This window comes from Microbacterium luticocti DSM 19459 (assembly GCF_000422405.1).
GTDB lineage: Bacteria > Actinomycetota > Actinomycetes > Actinomycetales > Microbacteriaceae > Microbacterium > Microbacterium luticocti.
The window spans coordinates 334,839-356,405 of record NZ_AULS01000002.1 but is presented as its reverse complement, the minus strand read 5'-3'; the positions used below and the strand labels follow the sequence as shown (position 1 = coordinate 356,405).

At 70.7% G+C, this 21,567-nt stretch carries 21 protein-coding genes and 3 tRNA genes; 16 read left to right on the top strand and 8 right to left on the bottom strand.

Annotation, left to right across the window (positions count from 1 at the left end; genetic code table 11):
* Positions 1-22: 22 nt before the first annotated feature.
* The 4 genes from H577_RS0104560 to H577_RS0104545 form a co-directional block, all read right to left on the bottom strand.
* Positions 23-1,489: an MFS transporter gene (locus H577_RS0104560; RefSeq protein ID WP_084515816.1), complete on the bottom strand. Its 1,467-nt coding sequence runs from the start codon at positions 1,487-1,489 to the stop codon at positions 23-25.
* Between the two features lie 80 nt (positions 1,490-1,569).
* Positions 1,570-2,541: an amidohydrolase family protein gene (locus tag H577_RS0104555; protein WP_029144955.1), complete on the bottom strand. Its 972-nt coding sequence runs from the start codon at positions 2,539-2,541 to the stop codon at positions 1,570-1,572.
* A 1-nt stretch (position 2,542) separates the two neighbouring features.
* Complete coding sequence (kynA, locus tag H577_RS0104550) at positions 2,543-3,403, bottom strand: tryptophan 2,3-dioxygenase (protein ID WP_029144954.1); 861 nt, start codon at positions 3,401-3,403, stop codon at positions 2,543-2,545.
* A 30-nt stretch (positions 3,404-3,433) separates the two neighbouring features.
* A complete protein-coding gene (locus H577_RS0104545) occupies positions 3,434-3,694 on the bottom strand; it encodes a glutaredoxin domain-containing protein (protein ID WP_029144953.1) in 261 nt (86 codons plus the stop codon).
* 257 nt (positions 3,695-3,951) lie between these two features.
* Between H577_RS0104545 and H577_RS0104540 the strand changes: the two genes are divergently transcribed.
* Positions 3,952-5,094 carry a glycosyltransferase gene (locus tag H577_RS0104540; RefSeq protein ID WP_036283694.1) on the top strand — a complete coding sequence of 381 codons (1,143 nt, stop codon included), beginning with the start codon at positions 3,952-3,954 and terminating at the stop codon, positions 5,092-5,094.
* A gap of 630 nt (positions 5,095-5,724) precedes the next feature.
* Here the strand turns inward: H577_RS0104540 and H577_RS0104535 are convergent.
* The 3 genes from H577_RS0104535 to H577_RS0104525 form a co-directional block, all read right to left on the bottom strand.
* A tRNA-Phe gene (locus H577_RS0104535) sits at positions 5,725-5,797 on the bottom strand.
* A gap of 61 nt (positions 5,798-5,858) precedes the next feature.
* Positions 5,859-5,932 (bottom strand) — tRNA-Asp (locus H577_RS0104530).
* A gap of 26 nt (positions 5,933-5,958) precedes the next feature.
* Positions 5,959-6,031, bottom strand: a tRNA-Glu gene (locus H577_RS0104525).
* A gap of 280 nt (positions 6,032-6,311) precedes the next feature.
* On the opposite strand from H577_RS0104525, the gene H577_RS0104520 reads away from it, so the two are divergent.
* Positions 6,312-7,712 carry a M23 family metallopeptidase gene (locus tag H577_RS0104520; RefSeq protein ID WP_029144951.1) on the top strand — a complete coding sequence of 467 codons (1,401 nt, stop codon included), beginning with the start codon at positions 6,312-6,314 and terminating at the stop codon, positions 7,710-7,712.
* Between the two features lie 59 nt (positions 7,713-7,771).
* On the opposite strand, the gene H577_RS0104515 is transcribed toward H577_RS0104520, so the two are convergent.
* Positions 7,772-8,257 (bottom strand): inorganic diphosphatase, encoded by a 486-nt coding sequence (locus H577_RS0104515; protein WP_029144950.1) that lies wholly within the window; start codon positions 8,255-8,257, stop codon positions 7,772-7,774.
* A 264-nt stretch (positions 8,258-8,521) separates the two neighbouring features.
* Here H577_RS0104515 and tilS point away from each other — a divergent pair, with 264 nt between their 5' ends.
* The 14 genes from tilS to cls all read left to right on the top strand — a co-directional run bounded on the left by tilS (position 8,522) and on the right by cls (position 21,558).
* Positions 8,522-9,517 carry a tRNA lysidine(34) synthetase TilS gene (tilS, locus tag H577_RS0104510; RefSeq protein ID WP_029144949.1) on the top strand — a complete coding sequence of 332 codons (996 nt, stop codon included), beginning with the start codon at positions 8,522-8,524 and terminating at the stop codon, positions 9,515-9,517.
* A 9-nt stretch (positions 9,518-9,526) separates the two neighbouring features.
* Positions 9,527-10,078, top strand: coding sequence for a hypoxanthine phosphoribosyltransferase (gene hpt, locus H577_RS0104505; RefSeq protein WP_029144948.1), 552 nt, complete (start codon positions 9,527-9,529; stop codon positions 10,076-10,078).
* Between the two features lie 133 nt (positions 10,079-10,211).
* Positions 10,212-12,215, top strand: a complete 2,004-nt coding sequence (gene ftsH / locus H577_RS0104500; protein WP_029144947.1) for an ATP-dependent zinc metalloprotease FtsH — start codon at positions 10,212-10,214, stop codon at positions 12,213-12,215.
* A gap of 10 nt (positions 12,216-12,225) precedes the next feature.
* Complete coding sequence (gene folE, locus H577_RS0104495; RefSeq protein ID WP_029144946.1) at positions 12,226-12,816, top strand: GTP cyclohydrolase I; 591 nt, start codon at positions 12,226-12,228, stop codon at positions 12,814-12,816.
* Positions 12,813-13,616, top strand: coding sequence for a dihydropteroate synthase (gene folP / locus H577_RS0104490; protein WP_029144945.1), 804 nt, complete (start codon positions 12,813-12,815; stop codon positions 13,614-13,616). Before folE ends, folP begins: the two co-directional genes overlap by 4 nt.
* Complete coding sequence (folB, locus tag H577_RS0104485; RefSeq protein WP_029144944.1) at positions 13,616-13,990, top strand: dihydroneopterin aldolase; 375 nt, start codon at positions 13,616-13,618, stop codon at positions 13,988-13,990. The genes folP and folB overlap by 1 nt, the downstream gene beginning before the upstream one ends.
* Positions 13,987-14,499, top strand: coding sequence for a 2-amino-4-hydroxy-6-hydroxymethyldihydropteridine diphosphokinase (folK, locus tag H577_RS0104480; protein WP_029144943.1), 513 nt, complete (start codon positions 13,987-13,989; stop codon positions 14,497-14,499). Before folB ends, folK begins: the two co-directional genes overlap by 4 nt.
* Positions 14,496-15,017 (top strand): DUF3180 domain-containing protein, encoded by a 522-nt coding sequence (locus H577_RS15100; RefSeq protein WP_051191742.1) that lies wholly within the window; start codon positions 14,496-14,498, stop codon positions 15,015-15,017. Before folK ends, H577_RS15100 begins: the two co-directional genes overlap by 4 nt.
* Complete coding sequence (locus H577_RS0104470) at positions 14,935-15,561, top strand: PH domain-containing protein (RefSeq protein ID WP_084515814.1); 627 nt, start codon at positions 14,935-14,937, stop codon at positions 15,559-15,561. The genes H577_RS15100 and H577_RS0104470 overlap by 83 nt, the downstream gene beginning before the upstream one ends.
* Entirely contained in the window at positions 15,558-17,201 is a 1,644-nt protein-coding gene (locus H577_RS15095; RefSeq protein ID WP_084515812.1) for a PH domain-containing protein, read from the top strand. The genes H577_RS0104470 and H577_RS15095 overlap by 4 nt, the downstream gene beginning before the upstream one ends.
* Entirely contained in the window at positions 17,198-17,887 is a 690-nt protein-coding gene (locus H577_RS0104460; RefSeq protein ID WP_029144941.1) for a Rossmann-like and DUF2520 domain-containing protein, read from the top strand. The genes H577_RS15095 and H577_RS0104460 overlap by 4 nt, the downstream gene beginning before the upstream one ends.
* 286 nt (positions 17,888-18,173) lie before the next feature.
* Positions 18,174-19,697, top strand: coding sequence for a lysine--tRNA ligase (gene lysS / locus H577_RS0104455; RefSeq protein WP_029144940.1), 1,524 nt, complete (start codon positions 18,174-18,176; stop codon positions 19,695-19,697).
* Positions 19,698-19,757: 60 nt separating this feature from the next.
* Positions 19,758-19,985, top strand: a complete 228-nt coding sequence (locus H577_RS15090; protein WP_036283689.1) for a hypothetical protein — start codon at positions 19,758-19,760, stop codon at positions 19,983-19,985.
* Between the two features lie 115 nt (positions 19,986-20,100).
* Positions 20,101-21,558: a cardiolipin synthase gene (cls, locus tag H577_RS0104445; protein WP_029144939.1), complete on the top strand. Its 1,458-nt coding sequence runs from the start codon at positions 20,101-20,103 to the stop codon at positions 21,556-21,558.
* The last annotated feature ends 9 nt before the right edge of the window (positions 21,559-21,567 follow it).

Sequence of the window (21,567 nt, the reverse complement as noted above, 5' to 3'; positions counted from 1 at the left end):
GTCTATGTCGCGACACCGGGTGTCAGCGTGGCTGCGACCCGGTGCCGGTCAGCTCGATGTCGGTGCGGCGCAGCCGGTAGCGCGCCAAGGCGAGAAGGCTCAGCGCGATGAGGGCGGCCGGCAGGATGCTGAAGGCGACGACGATGCCCGTCACCGCGGCATCCGGCTGTGTCACCGCCATCCCGACCGTCGACGAGACGTATCCGGTGACCGCCAGGGTGATCGACAGCACGGCAGCGCCGAGCGCGAAGCCGACCGTCTCACCGGCGGTCCACACCCCGCTGAACGCGCCGGCACGGCCGGGGCCGTGCGCGTGTTCGTCGTGCGAGATCACGTCGGGCAGCATCGCCATCGGCAGCGACTGCATGCCGGCATACCCCACCCCGGCCAGGGCGACCGGCACGTACGCCCAGTCGCCGGGGGCGAACTGCAGCCCGAACAGTGCGAGCGCGGCGAGTGCGAACAGCACGCTCGCCGCCGCGAACGTGCGCTCTTTGCCCCACCGGTTCGACACCAGTCCCCACAGCGGGGCGGCGAGGAACGCGGGTGCGATGAGCGCGACGAACAGCAGCGTCACGGCGGCTTCGGAGTGCAGCACCCAGGTCGCCACGTACTGTGCGCCCGCCAGCATGAGCCCGGTGGCCAGCGCCTGCAGCAGGTAGGCCGACAGCAAGGTGCGGAACGGCGCGCTGCGGCGCAGCGCGGCGATCCCCGCGGCATAGTGTGCACGGATGCCGGGGGCACCGCCGGCGGTCACCCGCGGCATGGCGTCGGTGCCTGCGGCGGCCGGGCGCACTTGGCCGCCGGTGGCCGCGGCCGCGTGCCGGGCGACCGTGGTGGCCACCAGCATCCCGAGCCCCAGCACCACCCCCGAGACGATGCCCATCACCAGGTAGCCGAGGATCGGGTCGGCGCTCACATCGCGCAGCACCGGACCACCCGCGCCGAACAGCAGGATCGCGAGCGTCAGCGCCACCACCCGCCAGGTGAGCAGCCGGGTGCGTTCGTCGTAGCCGGCGGTGAGTTCGGCGGGTAAGGCGATGTACGGCACCTGGAACAGGCTGAATGCCGTCGCGGTCAGCAGGAATGCGATCAGCACCCACACGGCGCCGAGGATCGGGCCGAGCGCCGGCGGGGCGGCGAAGGTGAGCGCGAAGAAGAGCGGGATGCTGCATGCCCCGATCAGCATGAACCGACGGCGGGTGCCGTGCCGCGCCCGGTCGCGGTCGCTGAGCGCGCCCACGACGGGGTCGATGATCACGTCCCAGATCTTCGCCGCGGTGATCACGACACCGGCCATGATCGCGGCCACGCCGAGCGAATCGGTGAGGTAGTAGGTCAGCACCAGCCCGGGCAGGGTGGCGAACCCGCCGGTGCCGATCGAGCCGATCGCATAGCGGACGATGACGGCGACACCGAGCCGGGGCACACCGGGTGAGGGGGATGCCGCGGCCTCGGGTGCGGCGGCATCGGGAGCGTCGTTGCCCATCGCGCCAGTGTATTGCTCCCCGCCGACACCGCGGGTCCCCGCCGAACGCGCCGCCGAACGCATCCGGCGACAGGGCGGTCTCAGGGCTCGTGGACGGCCAACTCCTCAGCCGGCACGACGGTCGCCGCGCCCAGCCAGTGCGGGATGGAACCGGCGTCGGCCGGCGGCGGCCCGGGCACGAACGTCGCCACCGCGTCGTCGGCCGCGGGCCGGGGCCACGGATCGGTGAGGGCACGGATCAGGGCGGGGCCGCGCACCCCGGCCCGGTGCAGGCCGCGCAGTTCGGCGACGTCCAGGCGACTGGGCCGTTCGCCGTTGCCGAGGTCGGTGCCGTAGAGCACCGTGCCGCCCGCCGCCGCGAACGCCGCCGTGTTGTCGATGGCGATCTGGGGGTCGTCGTGCACGGCGAACGTCGAGATCCAGCGCTGCCCGGCGGCGACGGCGCGGGCGATGAGTTCGTCGTCCAGCCGTTCGGTGAACGGCGCGTGGCCGAGCGCGTCGATGCCGGCATCCAGCGCCAGTTGTGTCATCCGGTCGCCCTCGACGTGTGCGACGACGGGCAGCCCCCGCTCGTGCGCGGCGGCGACCACCGCGTCCAGGGTCGTGCGGTCGAACACCGGGCCGGCATCCGCGTTCAACGCCACTTTGATGACGGATGCCCCGGCGTCGGCCATCTCGTCGACCGACGTGCGGGCGCCCCCGGGGGTGCCCGGCGCGGCCGACGGCGAGGTCACCATGCGCACGATCTGTGCCGGGGCCCATTCCCGGAACGACGGGTAGCCGCCGGGCACCGTGAGGAACGCGCCGGAATATTCCACATGCGGAATGCCCGACCTCGGGCGGCGGGCGAAGTAGGCCGGGTCGCCGCCGAGGTCGAGGGCGGCGGCGATGCCGTGCGCGGGCAGGGCGTGCTCGTCGACGAGGTGCAGGTGGATGTGGTGGTCGGTGAACGGTGCGAGCGCGACACCCTCATCGTTGGTCAGCGCACGGCGCACCAGGCGTGCGGTGGGTCCGAGCAGTGCCTGCAGCGCGTCCGCGTCGGGGCGCGCCATGTCAACGGCCGATCTCGGTGCGCACCGCGTACAGCTCGGGGAAGAACGTCAGGTCGAGCGCACGCTTGAGGAACGAGACCCCGCTCGAGCCGCCGGTGCCGCGCTTGTACCCGATGATGCGCTCGACCGTCTTGAGGTGGCGGAACCGCCAGAGCTGGAAGTTGTCCTCGAGGTCGACGAGCTCTTCACAGGTCTCGTAGGCGCCCCAGTGCGCGGCGGTGTCGGCGTAGATGCCCGTGAACATCGGTACCAGTTCGGGGGTGAACGACCACGCCTTCGTCACGTCGCGGTTCAGCACCTGCTCAGGCACGTCGTAGCCGGCGCGGGCGAGCAGGCGCAGGAACTCGTCGTACAGGCTCGGGGCCTCCAGTGCGCCCTGCACCAGCGCGAGGTTGTCGGGTTCGGCGGCGAACACGCGCAGCATGCCGGCGTGCTTGTTGCCCAGGGTGAACTCGACCGCGCGGTATTGCGCCGACTGGAACCCGCTGGCATTGCCCAGCACGTCGCGGAACTGGGCGTACTCGGCGGGGGTGAGCGTGGCCAGCACCGACCACTGGTCGGTGATCTGCTTCTGGATGTGCTTGACCCGGGCGATGCACTTGAGCGCCGGCGCCAGCTCGTCGGCGCGCAGGTACGCGCACGCCGCCGACAACTCGTGCAGGATGAGCTTCAGCCACAACTCGGTGGTCTGATGCTGCACGATGAACAGCAGTTCGTCGTGGTGCTCGGGGTCGCTGAGCGGATGCTGCGCCGAAAGCAGGGTGCGTAACTGCAGGTAACCGCTGTAGGTCATGCGGTCTTCGAAGTCGGTGATCACCGAGTCTTCGATCGTTCGGGTATTGCGCTCGACGCCGTCGTCCACGGCATCCACTCTATGACGTATTGCGCGAACTCAGATCAACGACAGCTCGCGCAGCTTGGCCTCGACGTCGGCGTTCGACGGCTCGACCTGGTGCGAGGAGTCGGGGTACACCACGACCGGGATGTTCGTGCGGCCCGAGATCTCCTTGGCGACGTCGGCGGCGGCCGGGTCGGCGACGAGGTCGACGTAGGTGTAGTCGATGCCCAACTCGTCGAGCTGCTTCTTGGTGCGGATGCAGTCGCGGCACCAGTCGGCGCCGAACATCGTGATGGTCTTGTCTGAGGTCGTCATGCGTCCATTCTCCCAGGTGCAGGCTTTGCGGGCACTGTGCGCAACCCGGCGATGCCGTCCAACACGACCGCGAGCTGGCCGGCGAAGCGCTCGTCGGCCGTGCCGGCACGCATCCGTCGCCCCGACACGGCGACTGACGCGGCTATCGGATCGGCAAGGATCGGCTGTGCATCCGCACAGCCGGGTGGGCGCGGATGCCCGGGCATGACACGATGGTGACACCCCGCCCGACGGGGGTTCGTGCGACCGGAAGACCCATGCAGCTGTCGATCATCGTCCCGACCTACAACGAGGCGCCCAACGTGGCCGAGCTCGTGCGCCGCATCGCCGCGGCGGTGGCCGGCATCGAGGCCGAGATCGTGTTCGTCGACGACAGCACGGATGCCACACCCGACACGGTCCGTGCGGTGGCCGCCGATGCGCCGCTGCCGGTACGGCTGATCCACCGCGACGTGGCCACCGGGGGGCTCGGCGGCGCCGTGCTCGAGGGGTTGCGCGCCGCCGCCGCCGACGAGTGCCTCGTGATGGACGGTGACCTGCAGCATCCCCCCGAGGACATCCCCGTGCTGCGGGCGCGCTTTGCCGCCGGCGATGTCGATGTGGTCGTGGCATCCCGTTATCTGGGCGAAGGGTCGGCGCAGGGGCTGGCCGACCGCACGCGGGTGTGGGTGTCGCGGTTGTCGACCATGCTGACCCGGGCGATGTTCCCGCTGCGGTTGCGAGGGGTGTCCGACCCGATGACCGGGTTCTTCCTCGTCGACCGGCGGCGGCTCGATCTGGCGGGGTTGCGTCCTCGCGGGTTCAAGATCCTGCTCGAGATCCTGGCGCGGCGCAGCCTGCGCGTGGCCGAGGTGCCGTTCCGGTTCGCCGACCGGTACGCCGGCCAGTCGAAGGCGTCGGTGCGGCAGGGCGTGCACTTCCTGGTGCAGCTGACCGCGCTGCGCTTCGGCAAGATGTCGCTGTTCGCGCTGATCGGCGCGCTCGGGGCGGTCGCGAACCTCGCGATCATGTGGGCGCTGACCGAGGTGGGCATGCACTACATCCCGGCGGCGATCATCGGCGCCGAGGTCACCATCGTCTCGAACTTCGTGCTGCAGGAGCGGTTCGTCTTCCAAGACCTGCGAGCGGATGCCTCGGGCACCGCCAGTCGGTTCGCGAAGTCGTTCGCGTTCAACAACGTCGAGGCTGCGGTGCGGATCCCGGTCATCGCGCTGCTGGTGAACACCTGGCACATCTCCAGCGTCATCGCCGCCGGCATCACCCTGGTCGTCGCGTTCGTGGTGCGGTTCATGTTCCATTCGCTGGTGGTCTACGCGCCGCGGCGTGCCGGCGCGCCTTCTGTCGCCCGTGAGATCGTCGACGAGATCGACGCGCAGGCGATGTCGCCGGGGGAGCTGTAGACGGCGGACGAGCGCGCGCGGCCAGCATCATGGATATCTGTGGCACGTGCGACGATGGGGCCATGAGGACACGACCGCGTGAGGGGCTGCAAGAGTAGCCCCGGTTCGTCCTTCGCCGAGGGGTAGCGGACCGGGGCGCTGAGCACCCGCGGAGGCCCGCTGTGTCTCGTACCGACGCCCATGTTCCGCTTCGCGTTCGTGTCGCCCGTGGCGATATCGGTCGTGCCGAGGTCCACGATCACACCGATGGCGTGTGCGACCTGCCTGACCCTTTCACCGATGAAGCCTGGTCTCACCGCCGCGGTCACTGCCACTGGGAGTGGCGCTACGACGGTCACGGCGTCTGTTCCTGCGGGATGTGCCATGGCGGATTCGAGCTGCGCGCCGAGCGTCGCCACGACCGCCGGCGTGCACGCCGGGAGCTCCGCGCTGAGCGCGCGCTCCGCCGAGCCGGCGCGCCGAACGCGGCGGACGTTGTGGAGGGGATTCTTGGCGGCTGATCTTCACCAACGGGAGGGAGATCGGCGTGGTCGCACTCAGAGAACTCATGCATCGCGGGTGACAAAGCAAAACCCCCGCCATGTAGAAGCTAGGCGAGGGTTTCTGGGACCGCTGTAACGACGGTCCTTGTGGCTCCGACGGGCGTCGATCCCGTGACCTCACGATTTTCAGTCGTGCGCTCTACCAACTGAGCTACAGAGCCGCGCGGCACAGCTGCCGCGTCCTACACGAAGGGCCCTCCAAGAAGGGCCCGTCGCTCGGAGCGACCCTGACGGGACTTGAACCCGCGACCTCCGCCGTGACAGGGCGGCACGCTAACCAGCTGCGCTACAGGGCCAGAACTATGAAATTGTATCGGAAGCGTGACCCCAACGGGATTCGAACCCGTGCTACCGCCGTGAAAGGGCGGCGTCCTAGGCCGCTAAACGATGGGGCCGGATGAACTCCTGACCCTCGCGGGCGCGGTGCTCACGTGCCGACGCTCAAGCATAAGAGATTCCGGCCGGAATCGCGAATCGGGCCGCGGGCGATTCCGCGACCCGCGCGGCCGGTGCCGCCGCCGCGCGCCCGTGGGGGCGCATGATGGGGCGGGATGCCACGCACCGGGCCGGGTCGCCCGGCACAAACCTGTTGCATCTGTGACTGATGTTGTTACTGTGGACTGCAGTTGTGTCCTCGATCACCCCGACAGCCCGACGGCGGGGAAAGGAGGCCGGATGATCGACGAGCGATCAATCGACCCCGAAACGTGCGACTGCGCACCCACCGAGCGTGAGCGTCGCGCCCTCTGGCCGAACGCGGTCACCCGTCGCGGTGCCCTGGCCCTCGGCATCCTCGGCGTCGCCGCCGCCGGTGTCGCCGCGGCACCCACGCTGCCCGCCGCCTACGCCGCCGACTACCCGTCCTGGCCCGACGTGCAGAAGGCCAAGGCCAACGAGTCTGCCAAGCAGGTCGAGATCCGCAAGATCGAAGGCCTCATCCAGAGCCTGAAGAACGCGGCCAGCCAAGCGCAGCAGGTGGCCGAGCAGCGCGGCGCCGAATACTTCGACGCCCAGCAGGCCTTCCTCGACGCCGCCCGGCGCGCCGACGACCTGCAGGCGCAGGCCGACGCGCAGGCCGCCAAGGCGAAGGATGCCGCGGACAAAGCCGGCCGCGTCGCCGCCCAGCTGTATCGCAACGGCGGCGACGACACCTCGCTGCAGCTGTTCCTGGCCGGCTCCGCAGCCAACGCCGACGACCTGCTCGCCCGCCTGGGCACGATGGACAAGCTGCTCGAGGCCAACCGTTCGGTGTACGCGCAGGCGGTCTCGGCCCGTGACTCGGCGCAGAACCTCAGCGACACCGCGAAGAAGCAGCGCCAGGAGCGCGACCGGCTGCAGCAGATCGCCGAGCAGAAGATGGTCGCCGCACAGCAGGCGGCCGACGCCGCCCAGGCCGCCGTCGAGAACCAGAACGCGCACCTCGACGTACTCGAAGCCCAGCTGGCCGCCCTGCACGACAAGACCGCCAAGACCGTCGCCGGCTACCAGGCCGGTGTCGAGGCACGGCGCAAGGCCGAACAAGAGCGCAAGCGCAAGCTCGCCGAACAGGCCAAGAAGGCCGCCGAAGCCGCCAAGAAGGCCGCACAGAACAACGGCGGCTCAGGCGGAGGAGGCGGTGGTTCCCCGGCGAGCTCGGGCGGCGGCGGGTCGGTGGTCGGCTCGGGCTGGTGCCGCCCCAACAGCGGCTGGCAGAGCTCGGGCTACGGCCCGCGCACGGTCTGGTGCGGTGACCGCTACTGCTCGAGCGGGTTCCACGAAGGCGTCGACCTCGCGGCATCCTGCGGCAGCAACATCTACGCCGCCCATTCCGGCACCGTCGTGTACGCCGGTTACAACGGCGGCTACGGCAACTACATCCGCATCGACCACGGCGGCGGCATCGCCACCGGGTACGGCCACATCCGCAACGGCGGCATCTTCGTGCGCTACGGCCAGCGGGTCAGCGTCGGCCAGGTCATCGCCAGCGAGGGCAACACCGGCAACTCCTTCGGCTGCCACCTGCACTTCGAGGTCTATGTGAACGGCCGCACCGTCAACCCGGTGCCGTTCATGCGCGCCCGCGGCATCTCGGTCTGATCGCCACGAGACACGTGAAAGGGGGGATGCCGCGGCATCCCCCCTTCGTGTGTGAGAGCTCAGTGCGTCTCGAAGCGGGCGTAGGCCGCGCCCACCAGGCGCTCGGCCTCGGCGGCATCCGCCCACGCATCGACCTTGACCCACTTGCCCTCTTCGAGGTCCTTGTAGTGCTCGAAGAAGTGCGAGATCTCCTTCTTCGTGTGCTCGGGGATGTCGTCCACATCCTGGATGTGCGCCCAGCGCGGGTCCTTCGCGAGCACAGCGACCACCTTGTCGTCGCCCCCGGCCTCGTCGCTCATCTTCAACACCGCGACCGGCCGCACCGTCACGTGCACGCCCGGGAACAGCGTCGTGTCCAGCAGCAGCAGCACGTCGAGCGGGTCGCCGTCTTCGCCGAGCGTCTTGTCGAAGAAGCCGTAGTCGGCCGGGTAGCCGAACACCGTGTAGAGGATGCGGTCGAGGTGGACGTGGCCGGTCTCATGGTCGACCTCGTACTTCACGCGGCTGCCGCGCGGGATCTCGATGACGGCGTCGTACGCGCCCATGCTGTGCTCCTTCGGTGACGGGGATTTCCGCGCACCAGCCTAGTCGCGTGCCGCGATCGGCCGCCCCCGAGCCGGCGTGACGGAACGACGGTGTCGGCGCGCGCCGACTCGCCGGCTCATCGACCGGGCGCGTACCGTCGACATGCGGAAACGCCACCGGGTCCGGCCCGCAGGCCACCTCCGGGCCGGTTCAGCCTGTCGACGGCCCGCTCTGCATGCGGGTCCGCCCGCTCACGCGCGCACAAGCGGCGGTACGGTGGGCTCGTGGAGCACCGCCCGAGTCTGGATCCCGCCGTCGCGCACACCCGCCGCGCGGTGCGCGACGCCCTCGCCGACGTGCGGCCCGGTGCGGTCGTGGTGGCCCTGTCGGGCGGCGCCGACTCGCTCGCCCTGGCCGCCGCCACCGCGTTCGAGGCACCCAAGCGGGGCATGACCCTCATCAGCGCCACGATCGACCACGGCCTGCAGCCCGGCTCGGACGAGGTCGCCGAAGCCGCCGCCCGCCAGGCCGAACGCCTGGGCTTCGACGCCCGGGTCGAACGCGTGCAGGTCGCCGGCGACGGCGGGCCCGAGGCATCCGCCCGCATCGCCCGCTACGCGGCCCTGAGCCGCATCGCCCGCGGGGCCGACGCGGCGGCCGTGCTCGTCGGCCACACCCGCGACGACCAGGCCGAGACCGTGCTGCTGGGCCTGGCCCGCGGTTCGGGGGCGGCGAGCCTGCAGGGCATGGCACCGGTCGCCGACCTCGACGGCATCCCGCTGCTGCGCCCGCTGCTGGACCTGCCCCGCGAGACCACCCGCGCCGCCTGCGCCGCGCAGGGCCTTGAGGTGTGGGACGACCCGCACAACACCGACCCGGCCTACGCTCGCGTGCGGGTGCGCACGCGCGTGCTGCCGGTGCTCGAGGCCGAACTCGGCCCCGGCATCGCCGGGGCCCTGGCCCGCACCGCCGAGCAGCTGCGAGAGGATGCCACGGCCTTCGCCGCGATGGTCGACGAGACCATCGAAGACATCGTGGAGCACGCCGAAGCCGGCATCGCCGTCTCGGTCGCCGCCCTCGCCGCCAACCCCGCCGCACTGCGGCACCGGATCATCCGGCACGTGGTGGCCGGCGAGTTCGGGCAGAGTCTCAGCAGAGCCCAGACCCTCGAGGTGGCCCGGCTGGTCACCGAGTGGACGGGACAGGGACCGATCGACCTGCCCGGCTGCACCGCCCGCCGCGTCGGGGCCCGCATCGTGTTCACCGCCGCGCGCCCGTAGACTTCTCGCATGCGCGCGGCGGACATCTCCGATCAGATCACCGACGTCCTCGTCACCGAGGAGCAGATCCAGGCCAAGCTGGAAGAGATCGCCGCGCAGGTCGCGGCCGACTACGCAGGCAAGGACCTGCTGCTGGTCGGCGTGCTCAAGGGCGCGGTCATGGTGATGGCCGACTTCGCCCGCGCGCTGCCGTACGTGGTGCCGATGGACTGGATGGCGGTGTCGTCGTACGGCAGCGGCACCCGCTCCAGCGGCGTGGTGCAGATCCGCAAAGACCTCGACACCGACATCCACGACAAGCACGTGCTGATCGTCGAGGACATCATCGACTCGGGCCTGACCCTCAGCTGGCTGCTCGAGAACTTCGCCTCCCGCGGCGCCGCGTCGGTCGAGGTGTTCGCACTGCTGCGCAAGCCCGAGGCCGCGAAGGTGCAGGTCGACTGCAAGTACGTCGGCTTCGACATCCCCAACGAGTTCGTGATCGGCTATGGCCTGGACTACGCCGAGAATTACCGCAACGTGCGCGACGTCGCCGTGCTCGCCCCACACGTCTACTCCTGAGTCGGTCACGGGCCTGCGCGCCCAGTACGCCGTGGGCGAATGCACAGACGACGCATAGTGGCCGCGCGATACCCTAGACGACAGTCCGCGCGCGTGCGGACCGCGACGAAAGGGCCCGGGGGCCAGCCCCACCATGGATGTCAAGAAGATCACCCGCAACCCGCTGCTGTACGTGCTGCTGATCGGGATCCTGCTGATCGTGGGATTCTCGCTGATCTCCAGCCTCGGTGGGGCCAAGCAGATCACCACCCAAGAAGGACTGGACCTGCTCAAGGGCGGCACCGTCACCAAGGTGCTCAACACCGACGGCGACCAGCGCGTGGACATGACGCTGTCCAAGCCGTATGAGGACGCCACCGAGGTGCAGTTCTACTACGTCGCCGCGCGCGCCGACGAGGTCGTGACGGCCATCAACACGGCCGACCCGAAGGACGGCTTCAACGACGCGGTGCCCAAGCCCAGCTGGTTCGACGGCTTCTTGTCGCTGATGCTGCCCATGCTGCTGCTGGGTGTGCTGTTCTGGATCCTGCTGGCCTCGGCCCAGGGCGGCGGCAGCAAGGTCATGCAGTTCGGCAAGTCGCGCGCGAAACTCGTGACCAAGGAGATGCCGCAGGTCACCTTCGCCGACGTCGCCGGCGCCGACGAGGCCATCGAAGAGCTCGAAGAGATCAAGGACTTCCTCAAGGAGCCCACCAAGTTCCAGGCGGTCGGCGCCCGCATCCCGAAGGGCGTGCTGCTGTACGGCCCTCCCGGCACCGGCAAGACCCTGCTCGCCCGCGCCGTCGCCGGCGAGGCGGGCGTGCCGTTCTACTCGATCTCGGGCTCGGACTTCGTCGAGATGTTCGTCGGCGTCGGCGCCAGCCGGGTGCGCGACCTGTTCAACCAGGCCAAAGAGAACGCCCCGGCGATCATCTTCATCGACGAGATCGACGCCGTCGGCCGCCACCGCGGCGCGGGCCTGGGCGGCGGGCATGACGAGCGCGAGCAGACCCTGAACCAGATGCTCGTCGAGATGGACGGGTTCGACCCCAAGGCGAACGTCATCGTCATCGCCGCGACGAACCGCCCCGACATCCTCGACCCGGCGCTGCTGCGCCCCGGCCGTTTCGACCGCCAGATCGGCGTGGACGCTCCCGACCTGCAGGGGCGCCTGAAGATCCTGCAGGTGCACGGCCGCGGCAAGCCGCTGGCCGACAGCGTCGACCTCGAAGTCGTCGCCCGCAAGACGCCGGGCTTCACCGGGGCCGACCTGGCCAACGTGCTCAACGAGGCCGCCCTGCTGACCGCGCGCTCGAACGCGCAGTTGATCGACAACCGCGCCCTCGACGAGGCCATCGACCGCGTCATCGCCGGCCCGCAGCGGCGCACCCGCGTGATGAAGGACAAGGAGAAGCTCATCACCGCGTACCACGAGGGCGGTCACGCCCTGACCGCGGCGGCGATGAACCACTCCGACCCGGTCACCAAGATCACGATTCTGCCGCGCGGCAAGGCCCTCGGCTACACCATGGTGATGCCGCTGGACGACAAGTACTCGGTCACCCGCAACGAGCTGCAGGACCAGCTGGCCTGGGCGATGGGCGGCCGGGTCGCCGAAGAGATCGTGTTCCACGACCCCACCACGGGCGCGTCGAACGACATCGAGAAGGCCACGAGCATCGCCCGCAAGATGGTCACCGAGTACGGCATGACCGCCGCGGTCGGTCCGGTCAAGCTCGGCGGGTCGTCGGGCGAGATGTTCCTCGGCCGCGACATGGGCCACGGCCGCGACTTCTCTGAGACGATGGCGCAGACCGTCGACCAGCAGGTGCGCGACCTGCTCGAGCAGGCGCACAACGAGGCCTACCAGGTGCTGAACGCGAACCGCGAGATCCTCGACAAGCTCGCGCTGGCCCTGCTCGAGAAAGAGACCCTCGACCACATCGAGATCGCCGAGATCTTCACCGACGTGACCAAGCTGCCCGAGCGGCCGCAGTGGCTCTCCAGTGAAGACCGTCCGGTGTCGGCGCTGCCGCCGGTCGAGATCCCGCGGCGCCCGGATGCCGGTGGCATCGCCGCGTCGGTCGAGTCGGCCTCCGGCGCGCAGAAGGCGCCCCGGCGCCGGCCCAGCGGGCAGGCGCGTCCCGCGACGGCGTAGGCTCGGGCCTGTGGCCGTGGACCGTGACCGGGTGAGCGCGCTGGTGCGAGAACTGCTCGTCGCGATCGGCGAGGACCCGGACCGACCCGGGCTCCGCCAGACCCCGCAGCGCGTCGCCGACGCCTACACCGAGTTCTTCGCCGGTGTGGGGCAGGATGCCGCGGTGCCGCTGCAACGCACCATCTCGGTCTCGCACGGCCCCGCCCCCGACACGACGCCGTCGGGCGCAGTCATGCTGCGCGGCATCCGGTTCCGCTCCGTCTGCGAGCACCACCTGCTGCCGTTCGCCGGCCACGCGCACATCGCCTATCTGCCCGGCGAACAGGTGGTGGGGCTGGGTGCCCTGCCGAAGGTCGTCGACATCCTCGCCACCCGTCCGCAGGTGCAGGAGCGGCTGGGCGAGCAGATCGCCGACACCATCGCGGCGGCACTGGACTGCCGCGGCGTGCTGGTGGTGCTCGACGCCGTGCACGAGTGCGTCACGATGCGCGGCGGTACGCAGCCGGATGCCTCGACCGTGACGATCGCGGCGCGCGGCGCCCTGGCCGAACCGGCGGCACGGGCGGAACTTGTCGCCCTGATGGGACGGGAGGGCGCATGACCCTGATCATGGGGGCGGTGAACGTCACCCCGGACTCATTCAGCGACGGCGGACGCTACCTGAACGTCGACGACGCCATCGCGCACGGCCTGCGGCTGCGCGCCGACGGCGCCGACATCCTCGACATCGGCGGCGAATCCACCCGGCCCGGGGCCGAACGGGTCGACCCCGCACTCGAACGCGAGCGCGTGCTGCCGGTGATCAGAGAGCTCGCCGCCGCCGGCGCGCAGGTCAGCGTCGACACCATGCACGCCTCGACCGCCGCGGCCGCGGTCGAGGTCGGCGCCCGCATCATCAACGACGTCGCCGGCGGGCTGGCCGATCCGGACATGCTGCGGGTGGCGGCCGAGTGCGAGGTCGACCTGGTGATCAGCCACTGGCGCGGCCACTCCGACGACATGTACGCGCACGCGCAGTATGCCGACGTGACCCGTGACGTGGTCACCGAGCTGGTGCAGCGGATGGAAGAGGCGGCGGCCGCCGGCATCCCCCCGGCCCGCATCATCCTCGATCCCGGCATCGGCTTCGCCAAGCGCGGGGCGCAGAACTGGCAGATGCTGCGCGGGCTTCCGGCCCTGGTCGGTGTCGGCCCGCGGGTGCTGGTGGGCACCAGCCGCAAACGGTTCCTCGCCGACCTGCTCGAATCCGGCGGCGGCGGACCGGCCACCGAGCAGCGCCGCGACCTGGCCACCGCGGTCACCAGTGTGCTGGCGGCGCAGGCGGGCGTGTGGGCGGTGCGCGTGCACGACGTCGCCGTCACCCGCGACGCCCTGCGGGTCGCCGAGGCGTGGAGGAGCTGATGGGAACGCACGACGAGATCTCACTGCACGGGCTGCGCGCCTTCGGGTACCACGGTGTCTATCCGCATGAACGCCGCGAGGGTCAGATCTTCGTGGTGGACCTGACGCTGCAGGCCGACCTGCGCCCGGCGGCCGCCTCGGACGACGTCGCCGACACCGTGCACTACGGCGACGTCGCCGAGGCGGTCACCGCGATCGTCACCGGCGAGCCGGTCGATCTGATCGAGACGCTCGCGGCGCGTATCGCGCACGCGGTCCTGGCCTTCGCCGGGGTGCAGGCGGTCACCGTGACCGTGCACAAACCCGACGCGCCCATCACCGTGCCGTTCGATGACGTCACCGTCACCATCCACCGCACCCGGGAGGGCGTGTGAATCGCCGACTCGCCCAGGGATTCCGCCCCGACGGGACGGCGGCCGTGGTGGCGCTGGGCGCGAACCTCGGCGAGAGGGCCGCGACGCTCGATGCCGCGCTGGCCGACATCGCCGCCCTGCCGCTGACCGGCGGGGTACGTGCCGCCGAGCCGGTCGAGTCCGTCGCCGTGCGGCTTTCGGGGCCGGATGCCACCGCCCCGCGCTATCTGAACACCGTGGCGATCGTGCACACCCGGCTCGCGCCGTCGGTGCTGCTGGCCGCGCTGCACGAGATCGAGGCCCGGCACGGCCGGGTGCGCGCCGAGCGCTGGGGAGATCGCACCCTCGACCTCGACCTCATCGCGTACGGCGGGGTCACCAGTGCCGACCCGGAGCTCATGCTGCCGCATCCGCGCGCCGCCGAACGCGACTTCGTCCTGGACCCCTGGCTCACGCTCGACGCCGACGCCGTGCTGACCGGACAAGGCCCGGTACGCGAGCTTCGTGACCGGCTGCGGGCGGGCGCATGACACGCACGCATCCGGTCTCGCTCGTGGTCGCCGCGGTGCTCGGCGGCGGCGCCGGGTACCTGCTCGACCAGCTGCTCACCGCCGCCGGGCGGGCGACGTTCACGCCCATGGTGTCGCTGCCGATCATGCTCGTGGTGCTGGGAGTGCTCGTGGTCGCGCTGGCGATCCCCATCCGCCGTGCCACCCAGGGCCGGTCGCACGCGGCGGTGAACCCGTTCCGCGCGGTGCGTATCGCCATGCTCGCCAAGGCGTCGAGCCTGCTCGGTGCGGTGTTCGGCGGGGTCGGGATCGGGCTGATCCTGTTCCTGTTCAGCCGCCCCGCCGAGCCGTCGATAGGCTCGTTGAGCGCGCAGATCGCGACCGTGGTGTGTGCCGCGCTCCTCGTGGCCGCGGGGCTGATCGCCGAGCACCTGTGCACGATCCGGAAGGACGACGATGACGAACATCCCGGGGGAGCAGCCGGGGGCGACGAGCCCGACCGGCCGCCGCTTGCCGGCGGATCCCACGCCGGCGAATGAGCCCGTTCCCGGTCCCGCCCTCGACGAGGCCACATTCCGTGGCATCCCGCAGCCGCGCAGCGAAAGCCGTCTGCCCCTGGACGACGGCACCTGGCACCAGCTGGCCCGCGCGTATGTGTGGGTGCGGCTCATCTCGGTCACCGCGCTGCTGGTGATCGTGCTGGTCGCCGCCTGGGTGCTCTCGTCCGTCGCGCAGACGCCGTGGCCGTGGATCCCCGGCGGCGTGCTCGCGCTCGGGTTCGCGTGGGCGGCGATCATCACCCCGCGCCAGGCCCGCTCGTTCGGCTACCGGCTGCGCGCCGACGACCTGGTGTTCCGCCGCGGCATCCTGTGGCAGCGCATGGTGGCGGTGCCGTACGGGCGCATGCAGCTGGTCGACATCACGCACGGGCCGCTCGACCGGGCCTTCGGCATCGCCCAGCTCAAGCTCGTGACCGCGGCCGCCGCCACCGGGGTGGTCATCCCGGGGCTGACCCAGCAGGCGGCCGAGCAGTTGCGCGACACGCTCATCGCCGTGGCCGAGACCCGCAGGACCGGCCTATGACCGTCCCCGGCGCAGGTGCCGCGCCGCCGGGTCGTGCACCCGGCGCCGCCCGCTCACCGCTGTCGGACGGCGAATGGCACCGCATGCACCCGTTGACCCCGCTGTTCCGGGGCGGGCTGGTGCTGGTGGTGGTCGCGGGCATCGTGATCTCGAACCTGCGCGAGCGGATCATCGACTTCTTCCTGCGCACGGCCGTGCCGGATGTGCCCGACTTCGAGCAGGACAGCGGCGACCCGGTCGATTTCATCGTGTCGCACAACCTGGTGCTGCTCGCCCTGGTGGCCGTGCTCGGTGTCGTGCTCGTGCTCATCGGCCTGTTCTACCTGGCGTGGCGGTTCCACACCTTCCGCATCACCGGCGACGACGTCGAGGTGCGGCAGGGCGTGCTGTTCCGCAGCCACCGCCGTGCGCCGCTGGACCGGGTGCAGGGCGTCAACCTCACGCGGCCGATGCTGGCGCGGCTGTGCGGCATGGCCAAGCTCGAGGTGGTCGGCGCCGGCGCCGACGCGAACGTCAAGCTCGAGTACCTGTCCACCTCCAACGCCGAAGCCGTGCGCGCCGACATCCTGCGGTTGGCGTCGGGGCGCCGGCTCGCCGAAGCGCAGGCACGGGATGCCACGGCCACCCCCGGATCGCGGGTCGCCGCCGCGGCATCCGTGGTCACCGAGGCGATGACCGATCTCGTGCTCGGCGCCGAGGACCCGGTGGCCGAACCGGAGTCGGTCGTCGCGATCCCGGTGGCACGGCTGATGCTCGCACGGGTGCTGGGCGGCGGCACCCTCGTGCTGCTGGTGCTGGTCGTCGTGGCGGTGTGGGGGTCGATCGTGGGCACGCCGTGGATCCTGTTCACGATCGTGCCGATGTTCCTTGGGTTCGGTGCCGTGCTGGTGCGCTCGGTCACCAAATCGCTGCGCTATGCGATCGCGCCCACCCCGGACGGGGTGCGCATCACCTACGGGCTGTTCACGACGGTGACCGAGATCCTGCCGCCGGGCCGTATCCACGCCGTCGAGGTCAGCCAGCCGCTGCTGTGGCGGCCGGCGGGCTGGTGGGCGGTGCGCGTGAACCGCATGAGCGGACGCAGCGCGTCGTCGGGTGAATCCGACCAGTTCGCCGAGGTGCTGCCGGTCGGTGACCGCGCCGATGTGGAACGGGTGCTGCGTCTGCTGCTGCCGGCCATGCCCGACGGGCAGTGGCCGCTCGTGTTCGAACACGGCATCCTGGGGCCGGTCGCCGGCGACCCGTACACCAACACACCGAAGCGGGCGTGGCCCCTGCATCCGCTGTCGTGGCGGCGCAATGGTTTTCAGCTGTCGGCTCCGGCGCTGTTCCTGCGCCGCGGGGTGGTCTGGCGCACCCTCGGGATCTTTCCGCTGGCCCGGCTGCAGAGCATGGGGCTGACGCAGGGGCCGCTCTCGCGCGCACTGCGCGTGGCGACCGTGCACGCGCACACCATCACCGGACGGGTGTCGGGTCGGCTACGCGCCGTCGACCGGGATGCCGCCGTCGCGCTGTTCACCCAGGCCGAGGCCGCCGCGATCGCCGCCGGTGCCGCCGACCGCACCCACCGTTGGGCCGGGGAGGGGATGCCGGTGGCCGCACCGCCGGCGGAGGCCGGACCGGACGGGGGTGCGTCGTGAACCGTGACGGCCGGTTGGGCGTCGGGATCATCGGCGCCGGCCGGGTGGGCCCGGTGATCGGGGCGGCCCTCGGCGGCGCGGGGCACGCCGTGGTCGGCATCACGCACGGCTCCGACGACGACCGCGTCGAATCGATGTTGCCGGGGGTGCCGTTCCTCGACGCCGACGAGGTGGTGCGCCGCGCCGAGCTGGTCGTGCTGGCGGTACCGCACGCCGCACTGGCGCCGGTGGTGTCGGGCCTGGCAGAACTGGGCGCGTGGCAGGTCGGCCAGCTGGTGCTGCACACCGACCCCGGTCACGGCCTCGACGTGCTCGCCCCGGCCGCGGCCGCCGGCGCCATCCCGCTCGCGGTGCACCCGGCCATCACGTTCACCGGCACCTCGATGGACCTGCGCCAGCTCACCGATGCGTTCGCCGCGGTCACCGCCCCGCCCGCGGTGCTGCCGATCGCGCAGGCCCTCGCCGTCGAGATCGGCTGCGAGCCGGTGGTGGTGGCGGATGCCGACCGCCCCGCATACGCCGAGGCCATCGCCACGGCCACCGAGTTCTCGCACGCGATCGTGCGGCAGGCCGCCGACCTGCTCGCGTCGGCGGGGGTGGACAACCCCCGCGCGTTCCTGTCCACGATCGTGCACTCCAGCGTCGACCGGGCCCTCGCCGAGCCCGGCACGGACCTCATGCTCTGACCCCATCATCCGCCCCCCGGCTCTGACCCGATCATCATGCTCTGACCCGATCATCCGCCCCGCCGGCTCTGACCCGATCATCCGCCCCGCCGGCTCTGACCATCCGCTGCCCGCGCCACCCGGCCGAGCGCAGGAGATTCCGCCCAGGGAAGGAGTTCTCGCGCGCAAATCTCCTGCTGTGGCCGGATTCTCCTGCAACCGACCGCGCGACAGCGATGACACCCGGGGCCCGACGGGCCGGGAAGACCCCGCCGATAGACTGGACGCCGACTTTCCGAGGAGCCCCGTGACCGACACCGCCGAACCCACCTCTGCCGCCGCGACGTACGAAGAGGACGTCATCGAGCAGAAGGCCGTGCGCCTGGCCAAGCGTGAGCGGCTGATCGCCGAGCGGGCGGATGCCGCAGGCGGCGCGTACCCCGTCACCGTCCCGGTGACCGACACCATTCCCGCACTGCGGGAGCGGTTCGGCGACCTTCAGGCCGGCGACGAGACCGGCGTCACCGTCGCCGTCGCCGGACGGGTGGTGTTCAGCCGCAACACCGGCAAACTGTGCTTCGCGTCGCTGCAGTCCGGTGACGGCAGCCGCATCCAGGCCATGGTCTCGCTCGCCTCGGTCGGTGAGGTGTCGCTGGCCCGGTGGAAGGAGCTCGTCGACCTCGGCGATCACGTCTACGTGCACGGCGAGGTGATCTCCAGCCGCCGCGGTGAGCTGTCGATCATGGTCGACGACTGGGCCATCGCCTCCAAGGCCCTGCTGCCGCTGCCGAACCTGTACACCGAACTGAGCGAAGAGAGCCGGGTGCGTTCGCGGTTCCTCGACCTCATCGTGCGTGACCAGGCGCGCCAGACCGTGCGCGCCCGGGCGAAGGTCAACCAGAGCCTGCGCGACACCTTCGCCGCGCACGAGTTCGTCGAGGTCGAGACGCCGATGCTGCAGATCCAGCACGGCGGCGCCAGCGCGCGCCCGTTCATCACCCACTCGAACGCGTTCGACACCGAGCTGTACCTGCGCATCGCCCCCGAGCTGTACCTCAAGCGCGCGGTCGTCGGCGGCATCGACCGGGTGTTCGAGATCAACCGCAACTTCCGCAACGAGGGCGCCGACTCCACGCACAGCCCCGAGTTCGCGATGCTCGAGGCCTACCAGGCGTACACCGACTACAACGGCATCGCCGACCTCACCCAGGAGCTCGTGCAGAACGCCGCGACCGCCGTGACCGGTTCCACGACCGTGACCTGGGCCGACGGCACCGTGTACGACCTGGGCGGGCAGTGGGACCGCATCTCGATGTACGGCTCGCTGTCCGAGGCATCCGGCGTCGACATCACCCCGCAGACCCCGCTCGCCGACCTCGTCGCCCTCGCCGAGCGCGCCGGCGTGGACGCCCCGCCGCACCCCACCCACGGCAAGTGGGTCGAGGAGCTGTGGGAGCACTTCGTCAAGGGGTCGCTGACCCGCCCCACGTTCGTGATGGACTTTCCCGTCGACACCAGCCCGCTGGTGCGCGACCACCGCCGCGTCGCCGGCGTCGTCGAGAAGTGGGACCTGTACGTGCGCGGCTTCGAGCTCGCGACCGGCTACTCCGAGCTGATCGACCCGGTCATCCAGCGGCAGCGGTTCGAGGCGCAGGCCCGGCTCGCCGCCGGCGGCGACCTCGAGGCCATGCGCATCGACGAGGAGTTCCTGCGCGCGATGGAGCACGGCATGCCCCCGATGGGCGGCATGGGCATGGGCATCGACCGGCTGCTGATGGCGATCACCGGCCTCGGCATCCGCGAGACGATCCTGTTTCCGCTGGTCAAGTAGCAGCGGGATGCCTCCGGGCCGGCCGACCGGACGCGTCCGGCGCGCCGGTACCATGGAGGCATGGACAACTTCTGGGTCGCCGCCTTCTGGTCGATCATCCCGACCGTGGTGGTGCTGGGGCTGTTCATCTACATCCTGCGTTCGGTCGTGCACCTGGACCGCAACGAGCGCCGCGCGTACGCGAAGGTCGAGGCGCAGGAGCGCGCCAAGCGCGGCCTGCCGCCCGCACCCGCCCGCACCCATCCACTCGACGGGCGCGCCCCGCGAAAGCTGAGCCGCGAAGGCTGAGCCGCGCAGGCTGAGCTTCGAAAGCTGAGCCGCGAAGGCGGTCGGCGAACACCGATCCGCCCGTGGCGCCTGCCCCCACTACGCTGGAGCCAGACTCCGGAGAAAAAGGGGACCGATGTCGTTCGTGGTGACGTGGTGGCCGATCGTCATCCTGGTCTTCGACGTGGCGATCCGCATCGCCGCGATCATCATCGTGCCGCGCAACCGGCGGCCCACCGCGGCGATGGCGTGGCTGCTGGCGATCTATTTCATCCCCGTCGTCGGCGTGCTGCTGTTCCTGCTCATCGGCACGCCGCGGCTGCCGCGCAAGCGCCGCCGCAAGCAGGACGCCATCAACGACTACATCCGCGAGACCAGCGAGCACCTCGACTTCGGCACCCTGCGCCCGAACGCCCCGGAATGGTTCACCTCGATGGTGACGATGAACCGCACCCTGGGCGCCCTGCCGCTGGCCGGCGACAACGAGGCGCACCTCATCTCGGACTATGACGCAAGCCTGGCCGCCATGGCCCGCGCGATCCGCGCCGCGCGCCGGTACGTGCACGTCGAGTTCTACATCCTGCAGTCCGACGCCACCACCGACGACTTCTTCCGGGCCCTCGAAGAGGCCGTCGCGCGGGGTGTGGTGGTGCGGGTGCTGCTGGACCACTGGGCCAACCGCGGCAAGCCGTACTACCGCCGCACGCTCAAACGCCTGGATGCGATGGGCGCGCACTGGCACCTGATGCTGCCGGTGCAGCCGCTGCGCGGCCGATACCAGCGGCCCGACCTGCGCAACCACCGCAAGCTGCTGGTCGTCGACGGCGACGTCGCCTTCATGGGGTCGCAGAACGTCACCGACTCCACCTACAACCTGCCCAAGAACATCAGACGGGGGCTGCACTGGGTCGACCTCATGGTGCGCCTCGAAGGCCCGGTCGTGGCATCCGTGAACGCCGTCTTCCTGTCGGACTGGTACAGCGAGACCGGCGAGACCCTCGAACACGAGGTGGAGCTGTTCGAGATCACCCCCTCGGACGGCGACCTGGACTGCCAGATCGTGCCCAGTGGTCCCGGCTTCCGGTTCGAGAACAACCTGCGGCTGTTCCTCGGGCTGCTCTACTACGCGCAGCACAAGCTCATCATCGTGAGCCCCTACTTCGTGCCCGACGAGGCGATGCTGCTGGCCATCACCACCGCCTGCCACCGTGGCCTGCAGGTCGAGCTGTTCGTGTCCGAAGAGGGCGACCAGGCCATGGTCTACCACGCCCAGCGCAGCTACTATGAGGCGCTGCTGCGGGCCGGTGTCAAGATCTGGATGTACCGCAAGCCGTTCATCCTGCACTCCAAGTCGATGACCATCGACGACGAGGTCGCCATCATCGGCTCGAGCAACATGGACATGCGCTCGTTCGGTCTCAACCTCGAGATCTCGATGCTCGTGCGCGGCGAGGAGTTCGTGCGCGAGATGCGCCTGGTCGAAGAGAAGTACCGGCAGCTGTCGCGCGAGCTCACGCTGGACGAATGGCTGAAGCAGCCACTGCGCTCCACCGTGCTCGACAACCTGGCACGGCTCACCTCGGCGCTGCAGTGATCCGGATGC